General features: G+C 41.1%; 2 protein-coding genes and 1 rRNA gene. All 3 read left to right on the forward strand.

Annotated elements, in window-relative coordinates; translation table 11 throughout:
- The first annotated feature begins 393 nt into the window (after nt 1–393).
- Nucleotides 394–12,690, forward strand: coding sequence for an ESPR-type extended signal peptide-containing protein (locus VIHSUH07_RS04230; RefSeq protein ID WP_105084003.1), 12,297 nt, complete (start codon nt 394–396; stop codon nt 12,688–12,690).
- Between the two features lie 76 nt (nt 12,691–12,766).
- Nucleotides 12,767–13,567: a hypothetical protein gene (locus VIHSUH07_RS04235; protein WP_105084004.1), complete on the forward strand. Its 801-nt coding sequence runs from the start codon at nt 12,767–12,769 to the stop codon at nt 13,565–13,567.
- Nucleotides 13,568–14,592: 1,025 nt separating this feature from the next.
- Nucleotides 14,593–15,622: ribosomal RNA gene (locus VIHSUH07_RS04240) — 16S ribosomal RNA — on the forward strand; the annotation flags it as partial.

Below are 15,622 nucleotides of genomic sequence, written 5' to 3' on the forward strand. Positions count from 1 at the left end.
TGCGTTGATATTTTATGGTTTACAAAATTTATGGATTATAGATTCCTATTTAGATCTGTATCATAGCTTTATTTTCGTTATTTAACAAAAATATAAACTAAAAAGAATGGGCTGCTATATGAAAGCTATATGAAGAAAGTTTCTAAAATACGTTTAAAAACCTTGCTATTATGCACTTTCTCGTAGATGTATTTATTTTTACACATACATATAAACTTCAGTTTATTTTCATCTAAAATATAAAATTTAATTAAATAAATGGGTGAAAAAGTATTTACAATTAATTAATAAATTGATATTATTGAATTATCCTATATGAAGTGTGTGTGAATGAGAGGAAAGCCACTCTTCATGAAGTGAACAAAAGTGTAAAAGTTACATTTATATGTACTTATGAGAAAGGGGTTCAAAGGTTTTATGAACAAGGTCTTTAAAGTCGTTTGGAGCAAATCCAAAGAGTGCTACGTTGTAGTGCCTGAGATTGCGAAAAATAATAGCGGCAAAAAGAAAGTCCTAGCTAGCGTATTGGCTGGTTTAGCTGTAGCTGGTGCTATGGGCGGTATTGCACCTCAACAAGCCATGGCCGATGCGGATTATGGCAATAGTCATGTTAATGTTTGGGCTAATACGGCTCCAGATGGTAGCAATGGCAAAAATGATGCAGGTCAAAACTCTATCGTTGTAGGGTATCAAAATACAACAGACCACACAGCCGGTAATGATGGCAAGGTAGCGATTGGTGCTAAAAACTCAGCAACTGGCAATTCCGCTATGGCGATGGGTAACCGAAACGTTGCAAACGGTGGTGCAGCTACAGCTATCGGTGCTGGTAATGAATCGACTGCAGCTACAACACTAACGGTAGGTAATAAAAATAATGCGAATGCAGAAAATGCTATCGCTATTGGTGCGTATAATAACCAAAATTGGACACATGGTTCTTGGCAAACAACACCTAAACCAGCTGGTGCTTATTCATTAGCCATTGGTAACTTTAATGATGCCTTAGGCAGTCGTGCTACTGCAGTAGGTGCTTTCAATACAGCTAAAGGCGAATGGGCTACAGCTATTGGTGCGTCTACAGTGGCAAGCGGTGATGGTGACGTAGCTATCGGTGATACAACTAAAACAAATGCAACCGGTGTTGGTCATGCCGTAGCTGTGGGCTGGCATGCTGAAACAGGTGCTGCTAATGCAGTGGCTGTAGGCCCTAGCGCATTAGCTAGTGGTAAAAATTCCGTATCTGTTGGTAGCAATAATAAATCTCGTGTGCAAGATACTGTTACCATGGGTCAAGACAATGATGCGAAAACAATGGGCGGTATCGCCATTGGTAAAAACAATATGGTGGACTCCACAAATGGTGGTACAAACTTTGGTGAAACTCGAAATGAGAATTCTCAAATTGCCATCGGTCGAGATAACACAGCAACTCATTTAGATACAATTGCTATTGGTCGTGATACACATGCTACAGGATCTGGTGCAACTGCTTTTGGTGCTCGCGCCGATGCATCTGGTAATAATTCTATTGCTATCGGTCAAAGTGGTAGAGATTCTAAACGTATCACTGCATCTGGTGAAAATGCTATTGCTATTGGCATGAGAACAACTTCTTCTGGTGCATCTTCTATTGCACAAGGTGCAGAGGCAACTGCAACTGGAGATTATGCGATTGCAGAAGGTCGTCTTTCCAAGGCAACAAAACAAGGTGCGATTGCTATAGGTAATGAAACTGAAGCTAACATCGCTAACGGCGTAGCTCTTGGTGATCACTCTGTTACAACAACAGATAAAGGTGTGTTAGGTTACAACCCATCTAATCTACATGATCGTAAATATAAAAACTTAAAAGGTAACGTACAAACTGCAACAACTGCTGCTGTATCCATCGGTAATGGCGAAACATTGACTCGTCAATTGACAGGCCTTGCTGCTGGTACTGCTGACACTGATGCTGTTAACGTAGCTCAATTGAAAAACGTTGGCGTTGCTGTTGCTGGTAATACTGGTAACAGTGATTTCTTGGCTGACGGTGGTAAATTAAACGTTATCGGTACTGGTCGCGTATCTACTGTAGCGGCTCATGATGGTGAAAAAGATTCCAAAATTACAGTTGCTTTTGATGACACTGGCATGGTGAAAGCTGGTAAAAACGTTACTGTTGATGAAAAAACAGTAAACGGCCGTACTACATACACAATCAACGCTGCAGACGCTGCTGCAAAATACGATTTCTTAACAAATGCTAAGGCTAACGGCGGTAAATTAGATGGTACTGCTACAGCAACTAAAGTTGAAAGCGGTCAAACTGTTACCTATGCAGCTGGTAAGAACTTAACAGTTAAACAAGACATTAACCAATCTATTGGTGAACAAACATATACATACTCCTTGAATAGCGATCTTGGTGGTATTACTTCCATTACTAATAATGGTGGTCCTACATTACACTTTGGTGATAACAACATCAGCGTTACTGGTGGCAACCTAGATCTTGGTGATCACAACATCACTAACCTTAAATCTGGTGGCGATGTAGAAAATAACGCTGCTAATATTGGCGACGTTACTCGTATCTCCAAAGCTAACGATTTACACATAGCACCTACAGCAGGTACTAATAATAACGTAGCTGAATATACTGTAGACGGTAACAAGAAGGTTACCTTAACATACCAAGATGGTAATGGTAAAACTGTAACTGGTCCTAAAGCCGTTATCGACTTGAGCGGTTTACCAACAGGCGACATGAGCTCCTTCAACGTGAAATCTACGGCTACAGAAGGTACAGTGGCTCGTGGTTCTCAAGGCCAACAAGCTATCCGTGATGGCAAAACTGTGGAAATGCAAGCCGGCAAAAACATGACCATTAAACAAACTAATAATAATGGTAATGCGGCTGTTGAATTCTCCTTGAACAAAAATGTAGACCTCACTCCAGATGGTTCTTTAACAATCGGCGATACTAACATCACTGACAACGGTTTGACTATCAACAATGGTCCTTCCATTACTAAAACTGGCATCAATGCTGGTGGTTTGAACATCACTAATGTGAAAGCTGGCGTAAACGATAACGATGCAGTTAACGTAAGCCAATTGAAAAAGGTTCGTGCTGACGAACGTCACATCAAACCTGGTGAATATGCGGTAGATGCAAACGGCAAAGTAACGATGACATACCTTGATGGTAACAACAAAGATGTTGCTAACGAAACGGCTGTTATCACAGGTATTGCTAAACAAGATCTTTCCAATATCAACAAGGGTGGCGAAACAGTCATCCAAAATCTTGCTAAAAAATCCATCGATATGGAAAATGGTAAGAATACAAAGGTGAGCAACCGTGAAATCAATGGCGTTAAAACTTTCAAAGTAGACGTTGAAGGTGATTTAACTGACATTACATCCATCACAAACAAAGATGGCGATGGTAAAGTTGTATTCGGTGGTAACCAAACTGTTAACGTAGCAGGTGACCATAACATTAACTTGAACGCTAAAGTTGGTGACATCACTGGTTTAACTAACGTAACGTTGGATGCTCCTGATTTCGCTAAAAAAGGTCGTGCAGCAACTGAAGAACAATTGAAAATCGTAAACAACGGTTTCAATAACACAGTTGGTTTGACTGGTAACACAGGCGCTACTGATCTTCAAAAATTGAACCAAGCTGGTGGCTTGAGCTTTGGCGTAATTGGCGCTAATAATGGCCAATACATCAAAACAACTGCTTCTGGTAGCAATGTAGCTGTTGACTTGTCCGATGATGCGAAAAGCAAATTGAACAATACTGTAGAAGTTCGCGGTAAAAATGCTGCGAAGGTTACATCTGTAACAGAAAATACTGTTGACGGTGGTAAGAAAACAATCTACACAGTAGACGTTGATAATGTAACACCTACAGCTGCTTCTACTGAAAAAGTGAAAGCAAAAGCTAATGTAACAGGTTCTACAGATACAAATATCGCTAAGGTTACACCTCAAGCAGGTGACCAATATGGCGATGCTGGCGCAACTTACGAAGTAAACGTTTCCCGTAACGACGTAAAAGATGCAGCTCGTGAAGCGGTAACTGTAAACACTACAAATACAACAAACAACCCTATCACTGTTACACCTGCACAAGACGAAACAAACCATAACACAACTTACACTGTAACATTCGATGGCGATAAAGCTGCTAAACAAATTCCTTTGACATACAAAGCGAATGGCCAAAATGCTCAAACAGTTACATTGGATAAAGGTTTGAACTTCACAAACGGTAAAAACACAACCGCTTCTGTAGATGCTGAAGGCGTTGTTAAATACGATGTTAATAAAGATTTAGTGAACATCAATTCCATTTCCAACACTACAAATGGTCCAAAAATGGAATTCGGTCCTAACTCCATCAACATCACTAATGGCCCTATCAACATGGGTGACCAAAACATCACTAACCTTAAATCTGGTGGCGATGTAATCAATAATGCTGCTAACATCGGCGACGTTACACGTATCTCCAAAGCAAACGACTTGCACATTGCACCTACAACATCTAACCGTACTGGTGAAACAACTACATCTTACGCTTACGATGCAGCAAGCAAGTCCGTAACATTGAAATACAACGATGGCAACGGTGCTACACAATCCGGTACAGTTGCGAAAATCGACTTGTCCGGTTTGGCTGATCAAATCAAAGACGGTTATTCCTTCTCTACTGACGCTAAAGGCAATGTAGTTGGTAACCATGCTGTAACAGCTGTTGGCAATGGTAAAACTGTTTCCTATGCAGCAGGCGATAACTTAACTGTAAAACAAGATATCGATAATGCAACTGGTGAACACACTTACACATATGCATTGTCCAACAATGTTGATTTGACTCCAAATGGTTCCTTGAAAATTGGCGACACTATCCTTAATAATGGTGGCTTGACAATTACAGGTGGCCCATCCGTTACTAAGACTGGTATCAACGCTGGTAACTTGAACATTACTAATGTGAAAGCTGGCGTAAACGATACAGACGCAGTTAACGTAAAACAATTGAAAGATGCTCGCACAGTTGTAACTTCTAACGATAACTCTGTAACAATCAACAAAACAGAAAACGGTAATCAAGTGACTTACGACTTGCACGTAGCTCCTGGTGCAGCACAATCCGTATGGAACGTGAAATCCACAGGTAACACAACTGCTGATTCTGAAACAGCTGCAAAAACTATCTCTGATGGTAAAACAGTTGAAATGGCAGCAGGCAAGAACTTGACTGTTAAACAAACTAGCAACAACGACGGCGCTAAGGTTGAATTCGACTTGGCTAACGATATCAAGATTGGTAAAGATGGTAGAGACGGCGTTGACGGTAAAATCGGCGTAAACGGTAAAGATGGTTCCTCCGTTGTGATCAACGGTAAGGACGGCTCCATCGGCTTAAATGGTAAGGACGGCAAAGACGGTCTTACTATGAAGGGCGAAAAAGGCCAACCTGGCTTAAACGGCAAAGATGGCATCACTCGTATCGTTTATGAAGATAACAACCATGATAAACATGAAGTTGCTACGTTAGATGATGGTTTGAACTTCACTGGTAACAACACTGATATAGTGAACAAACAAAAATTGAACAGCTTAGTAAAAGTACAAGGTGAAGGCGTAGATAAAAATACATCTGCTACATTTAAGAGTGCAGCCGGTAATATCAACGTAAAAGCTGATGGTACAGATACTCTAGAAGTTCAATTGAACAAAGACTTGAAAAACATCAACACAATTAAGAACGGTGGCAATGCTACGTTCACAATTGGTGGTGATAACTTTGCATTCAATGGCGGCAACGTAAGCATCGGTGGTAACAACATTACTAACCTTAAATCTGGCATTGTAAATAACAATGATACAGATAATACAAATGCTGCTAACATCGGCGACGTTAAGAATATTTCCAAAGCTAACGACTTGCACATTGCTCCTACTACATCTAATCGTACTGGTGAAACAACTGTATCTTACGCTTACGATACAGCAAGTAAATCCGTAACATTGAAATACAACGATGGCAATGGCGCTAACCAAGCTGGTACAATCGCAAAAATCGACTTGTCTGGTTTGGCTGATCAAATCAAAGATGGTTATTCCTTCTCCACTGACGCTAAAGGCAATGTAGTTGGTAACCATGCTGTAACAGCTGTTGGCAATGGTAAAACTGTTTCCTATGCAGCAGGCGATAACTTGACTGTAAAACAAGATATCGACGCTACAACTGGTGAACATACTTACACTTATGCATTATCCAATGACATCAAGGTCGGCAAAGACGGTAAAGATGGCATCGATGGTAAAATCGGCGTAAACGGTAAAGATGGTTCCTCCGTTGTGATCAATGGTAAAGATGGTTCTATCGGCCTCAATGGTAAGGACGGCAAAGACGGTCTTACTATCCGTGGCGAAAAAGGTCAAGATGGCGTAGACGGTAAAAATGGTACTAATGGTATCACTCGTATCGTATACGAAGACCACAACAACGATAAACACGAAGTGGCTACATTGGATGACGGCATGAAATATGCTGGCGACGATGCACAAGGCACAGATAAATCCAAAGTAATCGCTAAGAAATTGAACGAAACTATGGACGTTGTTGGTGGTGCTGATAAGTCCAAATTGACTGACAACAACATCGGCGTGAACAACGTAGATGGCAAGTTGAAGGTTCAATTGTCCAAAGAAGTGAACTTGACTCCGTCCGGTTCCTTAACAATTGGCGATACTGTAGTTAACAACAGTGGTTTAACTATCTCTGGTGGCCCATCCATCATTAAAACTGGTATCAACGCTGGTAACTTGAACATTACTAATGTGAAAGCTGGCGTAAACGATACTGATGCAGTTAACGTAAAACAATTAAAAGATGCTCGTACAGTTGTTACATCTAACGATCACTCTGTAACAGTTAACAAAACTGAAAACGGTAACCAAGTGACTTACGACTTGCACGTGGCTCCTGGTGCTGCACAATCCGTATGGAATGTAAAATCCACAGGTAACACAACTGCTGATTCTGAAACAGCTCCGAAAACTATCTCTGATGGTAAAACAGTTGAAATGGCAGCAGGCAAGAACTTAACTGTAAAACAAACTAGCAACAACGACGGCGCTAAGGTTGAATTCGACTTGGCTAACGATATCAAGATTGGTAAAGATGGCAGAGACGGCGTTGACGGCAAAATCGGCGTAAACGGTAAAGATGGTTCCTCTGTTGTAATCAACGGTAAAGACGGCTCTATCGGCTTAAATGGTAAGGACGGCAAAGATGGTCTTACTATGAAAGGCGAAAAAGGCGCTGACGGCGTAACTCGCATCGTTTACGAAGATCATGACAACAATAAACACGAAGTAGCTACATTGGATGATGGTTTACGTTTCGACGCTAACTCCGGTGGCGAAAAGAAAAATAAACTTGGCTCTAAAGTAACTGTTAAAGGTACAGGTGCTAAAGCTGATTCCGAATACGATTCCTCTAACATCAAAACAAGCATCACGCAAGGTGCTGATGGTAACAGCGAAATCAACATCGGTTTGGCTAAAGACTTGAACAACATCAACACAATTAAAAACGGTGGTCCTGCTACTTTCACAATCGGCGGCAACGAATTCAAATTCGACGGCGGCAATGTGAACATGGGTGGCAACAACATTACGAACCTTAAATCTGGTATCGTAAATAACAACTCCACTGATGATACAAACGGTGCTAACATCGGCGACGTTAAGACAATTTCCAAAGCTAACGATTTGCACATTGCACCTACTACATCCAATCGTGCTGGTGAAACAACTACATCTTATTCCTACAACACAGCAGATAAATCCGTAACATTGAAATACAACGATGGCAACGGTGCTAACCAAGCTGGTACAATCGCAAAAATTGACTTGTCCGGTTTGGCTGATCAAATCAAAGACGGTTATTCCTTCTCCACTGATGCGAAAGGCAATGTAGTTGGTAACCATGCTGTAACAGCTGTAGGCAACGGTAAAACTGTTTCCTACGCAGCAGGCGATAACTTGACTGTAAAACAAGATATCGACGCTACAACTGGTGAACACACTTACACATATGCATTGTCCAATGACATCAAGGTCGGCAAAGATGGTAAAGATGGCGTTGATGGTAAGATCGGTGTAAACGGTAAAGATGGTTCCTCCGTTGTTATCAATGGTAAAGACGGCTCTATCGGCTTAAATGGTAAGGACGGCAAAGACGGTCTTACTATCCGTGGCGAAAAAGGTCAAGATGGCGTAGACGGTAAAAATGGTACGAACGGTATCACTCGTATCGTATACGAAGATCACAACCATGATAAACACGAAGTGGCTACATTAGATGACGGCATGAAATATGCTGGCGACGATGCACAAGGTGCAGATAAATCCAAAGTTATCGCTAAGAAATTGAACGAAACTATGGATATCGTTGGTGGTGCAGATAAGTCCAAATTGACTGACAATAACATTGGCGTGAATAACGTAGATGGCAAGTTGAAAGTTCAATTGTCCAAAGAAGTTAACTTGACTCCATCTGGTTCCTTAACAATCGGTGATACTGTAGTTAACAACAATGGCTTGACTATCTCTGGTGGTCCATCCATCACTAAGACTGGTATCAACGCTGGTAACTTGAACATTACTAATGTGAAAGCTGGCGTAAATGATACTGACGCAGTTAACGTAAAACAATTGAAAGATGCTCGTACAGTTGTTACATCTAACGATAACTCCGTAACAGTTAACAAAACTGAAAACGGTAACCAAGTAACTTACGACTTGCATGTGGCTCCTGGTGCAGCACAATCCGTATGGAAAGTGAAATCCACAGGTAACACAACTGCTGATTCTGAAACAGCTCCGAAAACTATCTCTGATGGTAAAACAGTTGAAATGGCAGCAGGCAAGAACTTGACTGTAAAACAAACTAGCAACAACGATGGCGCTAAGGTTGAATTCGACTTGGCTAACGATATCAAGATTGGTAAAGATGGCAGAGACGGCGTTGACGGCAAAATCGGCGTAAACGGTAAAGATGGTTCCTCTGTTGTGATCAACGGTAAAGACGGCTCCATCGGCTTAAATGGTAAGGACGGCAAAGACGGTCTTACTATGAAGGGCGAAAAAGGCCAACCTGGCTTAAACGGCAAAGATGGTATCACTCGCATCGTTTATGAAGATAACAACCATGATAAACATGAAGTGGCAACGTTAGATGATGGTTTGAACTTCACTGGTAACAACACTGATACAGTGAACAAACAAAAATTGAATAGCTTAGTAAAAGTACAAGGCGAAGGCGTAGATAAAAATACATCTGCTGCATTCAAGAGTGCAGCTGGTAACATCAACGTAAAAGCTGATGGTACAGATACTCTAGAAGTTCAATTGAACAAAGACTTGAAAAACATCAACACAATTAAGAACGGTGGCCCTGCTACTTTCACAATCGGCGGTAACGAATTTAAATTCGACGGCGGCAATGTGAATATGGGTGGCAACAACATTACGAACCTTAAATCTGGTATCGTAAACAACAACTCCACTGATGATACAAATGGTGCTAACATCGGCGATGTTAAGACAATTTCCAAAGCTAACGATATTCATGTTAAAGATACACGTTATACTGTAAACGCGGATAAAACTGTTACATTGGAATATGTTGACGGCAATGATAAGAAGATCAATAAAACAGCCGTTATCGATTTGAGTAACTTACCTACAGGTGGTAATGCCATCACATATAAAGCGAATAACCAAAATGCTCAAACTGTATCCTTGGATAAAGGTTTGAACTTCATAGATGGTAACTACACGAAAGCATCCGTTGATGCAGATGGCATTGTTAAATACGACGTAACAATCGGTAAGGTGAAAGACGGCGTTGACGGCAAACCAGGCGTAGATGGTAAAGATGGTATCGCAACAGTTAAAACTGTAGTTGATACAATCAATAACTCCGGTTGGAAAGGTGATGTTACTGGTAATACAGTAGGTAATCACACTGCAACAATCGTTAAACCAGGCACAACTGTAAACTTCGGTGCTGGTAAAAACGTAACTGTTGAACAAATCGTTAATGCTGTAACAGGTGACCACACTTACAACTATGCATTGTCCGACGATATCAAACTTGGTAAAGATGGCAAAGACGGTGTTGATGGTAGAATTGGTGTAAACGGTAAAGACGGTTCCTCCGTTGTTATCAATGGTAAGGATGGTTCTATCGGCCTCAATGGTAAGGACGGTAAAGATGGTCTTACTATGAAAGCTGAAAATGGCCAACCAGGTCTCAATGGCAAAGATGGTATCACTCGTATCGTTTATGAAGACAAAAATAACAACAAACACGAAGTGGCTACATTGGATGACGGTTTACGTTTCACTGGTAACAATGAAGTGGAAAATAAACAAAAACTTGGATCCCTTGTAAAAATCAAAGGCGAAGGCGTTTCTAAAGCCGAAGAAGCTACATTTGAATCTGCTAAGGGCAATATCGCTGTTACTGCTGATGGTACAGATACATTGACTGTTCGTTTGAACAAAAACATCAAAGGCATCGATAGCATCCAAACTAAGGAAATCCACTTAGGTACACCTGATAACTACACAACCATCAAGAAAGATGGGGACCGCATTAAATACGGCGATAAAACAATTGCTAATACTGACGAACTCTGGACAATCCAAGCTAATGGCACAGATGTTCCAGCTAACGGCGGTAAAGTAAATGTGAAAGGTGCTGACGGTATCACAGTATCTAGAACTGCGAATGGCGAAATGACTATTAGCGGCTCTGGCCTTGGTACAATGAATAGCTTTAACGTTAAATCCACTGGTAATACTGCTGCTGGTTCTGAAACAGCAGCTAAGAAGATTACTGATGGTAAAACAGTTGAATTCTCTGGCGGTAACAATGTCACTGTAAAACAAACTAGCAACAATGATGGTGCTAAAGTAGAATTTGCATTGAAGAACAATATTGACCTTACTCAAGACGGTTCCGTTAAGATTGGCGATACTAAGATCACTGATGGTGGCTTAGTTATCAACAATGGTCCATCCATCACTAAAGATGGTATCAATGCTGGTAATAAACAAATTACTAATGTTGAAGATGGTGTAAACGATACTGATGCAGTTAACGTACGTCAATTGAAAGATGCTAAGACTAAATTAGTAGACGGTCAAAACACTACAGTTACTGGTGACGGTTCCAAAAATAACCCATACAAAGTTAATGTAGAAGGCGATTTGAAGAAAATTACTTCTATCACTAACAACGATGGTGACGGTAAATTGGAATTCAAAGGTGACCAAGTAGTTAACGTAGCTGGCGACAACACAATCAAGCTTGATGGTAAAACTGGTGACATCACTAGCTTAACTAACAAAACTCTTGATTCTGCTGACTTCGCAACTAAAGGTCGTGCCGCAACTGAAGAACAATTGAAACTTGTTCAACAAGAAGCAGCTAAGAAATCTACTGAAAAAGTACAAGCTAAAGCTGATACTAATAACATCGCTAAAGTAGCTCCTAAAGCTGGCGATACATTTGGTGCAGCTGGTGCAACATACGAAGTATCTGTAGATAAAAACGATGTAAAAGATGTAGCTCGTGAAGCAGTTACTGTATCTGGTGATAAAAAAGCGATCACTGTAGACGTTCAACCAAATGCTACAAACCATACAACTAACTACCAAGTTAACTTCAACGGCACTGAAGCGGCTAAACAAATTCCATTGACTTATAAAGAAAATGGTGGCAATGCTAGAACAGTAATGTTATCTGATGGTTTGGATTTCACTAATGGAGTGAATACTACGGCGCACACTGCTGCGAATGGTAAAGTATCCTTTGACGTGAAAGGCGACCTCACTAATATCACTTCCATTTCTAATAACTCTAATGGTCCTAAGATGTCCTTCGGTGGTGATTCCATTAATATCACTGGCGGTAGCCTCAATATGGGTGATAATTATATCCATAATGTGAAAGCCGGTGAAAAGAACACTGATGCTGTTAATGTAAGTCAATTGAAAGCAGCTAAAACAGAGGTAGAAGCTGGCCGTAATGTGACTGTAGAACATCGTCTTGGTGAAAATGGTCAAGATATTTACAAGGTTAATGCAGAAGCGGGAGTAGATCCTCGCGTAGATAAATTAGGTGAAGAAATCGGTCATGTAGGTGCACAATCTGCTGCATTGTCCGCATTGAAACCTATCCAATACGATCCAATGGAACCAACTCAAATCATGGCTGGTTATGGTAACTATCGTGGTAATTCCGCATTGGCATTGGGCGTAGCTCATTACAAGAACGAATCCACAATGTTCCATGCAGGCGTGTCCTGGGCTGGCGGCAACGGCCACATGATGGCTAACGCTGGTGTAACTTGGAAGGTTGGCAACCGCGATAGCGAAGCTGCTGTAGCAGATCGTTACCGTAAGGGTCCTATCAGCTCTACATATGCAATGCAAACTGAAGTGGCTTCTATGAAAGCACAAAATGCCGGATTAAAAGGCGAAGTATCTGATTTGAAAGCTGAAAATGAACAAATTAAGGCTCAAAATGCAGGCTTACAAAGCGAAGTAGACCAATTGAAAGCTCAAATGGCTGCTATGATGGCTAAATTAGGTATGTAATAAGATACACATGGATGGGGATTCTCCTTGAATCCCCTACCATCGCTAATATTCGACAATGAAAAGAGGAATAGATATGAAAAAATCTACAATGCTTGCTTTCACAGCAGCAGCACTTATGAGCGCTGCATCCATTACAGGATATGCTGCTGGCTCACCAACATATGATGATAATTTGATTTTGCCTAACCCTGCTTCTACACCAACTACAGGTCCTGTTGTACTCGTTCCTGTGGCTAGCCCACAAACGGTACAAGCTTTGCATACATTTGTACAAGCATGGCAAAATGCAGAGGTTAACTATACTAAAGCTAAGATTAAACATGACAATCATGAACAATTGACTAAGGCTGAAAGTAAATGGTTACATTCTAAGGATAAACATAACTATGCGGACTACTTCCGCACACATTCCTTGGGACGTGTTCATGGCTTTGAAGTCGCATTCAACTGGAACGGCGAAAACCGTAACAAAAATGAATACGAATTCTTTGATATGCCAAAATACAATGAAAAAGATGGTTTCGTAAATAGCTACGGATTCAACGTATTACGCGGCATGGTAGACCAAATCAATGCAGTCGTTCAAAGACAAAAAGAAATCGGCGGTCCTATGACTAACGATGAAGCAAGTGCTTTGGAAGACGCAATCTTGGATATCATGGCTCAAGATCAAGAACATGTGAACAACGAAGACCTTCGTCACATGATGAACGAAACAATTTGGTACGCAGCTAAAGAAACCGTAAAAAACAAAGCAAGTGAAGAGCCTACTGCTACTGAAGAACACGTAGTAGACCTTCGCAAAGCAATCAATGAGCCAGTGGAACCTTCCGCTCCTCACACAATTGATTTGCGTAAAGCAATTCAACAATAAGATTGCTGACCGTATATCTTAAAAAAACAATATGGCCCCTCATATGCTAATATAGGGGCCGTATATACCCTAGAACCCCTAACTAGGGCACAAATAATCCTTATACGAATGACGCCACCCTTATGGGTGGCGTCATTTGTTTTATATAAGAATGTAAATGGTATATCAGATAAGACGTTAAGGTGGATCAGTGGGTTATATAAATATAATGATGTTACATAAGCATATTATAGTATTATATAGTGTTAATTAATTACTACAGGCCTGTACTAATTATAGAATGGTAGTTGTAAAACCTCCTAAAAAATAGAACAGGCCTGTACTAAATGTAGAATGACAGTTGGAAGGTCTCTAGAAAAATAGAACAGGTCTGTACTAAATGTAGAATGATAGTTGCAAGGTCTTCTGAGAAATAAAACAGGTCTGTAGTAATTAATAGATATAACTGAAACTAATTAGTGGAATAGCATATATTGTATTTATAATCTATAGAAATATAAAAAGGGGCTATCAAATACAATATATAGTAGTATCAAAATAAATAAATACATTATACAGAAAAGGTGAAAAAAGTTTCAAATTTTTTAAAATTAGGGCTTGCGCGCATCACTTGTTTGTACTATAATAACCATACAGTCGTTGAGGCGACTGTTTCTTAATGAGGAAACACTAGATACAATCTGGTTTCTTTGTTAGTTATTTTAGAATTTTATGTAAATCCCTCACATAGAGGTAATTACAAAATTCTAAAAAAGATTATAAAAAGTGCTTGACACTGAATGGTCAACATGTTATTATAATCTAGTCGCCAGTTGGTGAAACACTTCAAACGAAAGTGGTTCGGAGCTAGATAATATCTGGTCTGACTGGTACAGATCTTTGAAAACTGAACAATGATAGGTAATCAATCATATGATTGAACATATGCCAGAGTGCGGGTTTTGACATAGTCAAAACCAACCATAATTCAAAGTTACTTAAATGTAACGACAACAAATATTGAGCTACTCAAATAGCTTCAAGATATCTTGGAGAGTTTGATCCTGGCTCAGGACGAACGCTGGCGGCGTGCTTAACACATGCAAGTCGAACGAAGAGCGATGGAAGCTTGCTTCTATCAATCTTAGTGGCGAACGGGTGAGTAACACGTAATCAACCTGCCCTTCAGAGGGGGACAACAGTTGGAAACGACTGCTAATACCGCATACGATCCAATCTCGGCATCGAGACTGGATGAAAGGTGGCCTCTATTTATAAGCTATCACTGAAGGAGGGGATTGCGTCTGATTAGCTAGTTGGAGGGGTAACGGCCCACCAAGGCGATGATCAGTAGCCGGTCTGAGAGGATGAACGGCCACATTGGGACTGAGACACGGCCCAGACTCCTACGGGAGGCAGCAGTGGGGAATCTTCCGCAATGGACGAAAGTCTGACGGAGCAACGCCGCGTGAGTGATGACGGCCTTCGGGTTGTAAAGCTCTGTTAATCGGGACGAATGGTTCTTGTGCGAATAGTGCGAGGATTTGACGGTACCGGAATAGAAAGCCACGGCTAACTACGTGCCAGCAGCCGCGGTAATACGTAGGTGGCAAGCGTTGTCCGGAATTATTGGGCGTAAAGCGCGCGCAGGCGGATTGGTCAGTCTGTCTTAAAAGTTCGGGGCTTAACCCCGTGATGGGATGGAAACTGCCAATCTAGAGTATCGGAGAGGAAAGTGGAATTCCTAGTGTAGCGGTGAAATGCGTAGATATTAGGAAGAACACCAGTGGCGAAGGCGACTTTCTGGACGAAAACTGACGCTGAGGCGCGAAAGCCAGGGGAGCGAACGGGATTAGATACCCCGGTAGTCCTGGCCGTAAACGATGGGTACTAGGTGTAGGAGGTATCGACCCCTTCTGTGCCGGAGTTAACGCAATAAGTACCCCGCCTGGGGAGTACGACCGCAAGGTTGAAACTCAAAGGAATTGACGGGGGCCCGCACAAGCGGTGGAGTATGTGGTTTAATTCGACGCAACGCGAAGAACCTTACCAGGTCTTGACATTGATGGACAGAAC

Source organism: Veillonella sp. T34266-5 (assembly GCF_002959815.1).
GTDB lineage: Bacteria > Bacillota > Negativicutes > Veillonellales > Veillonellaceae > Veillonella > Veillonella atypica.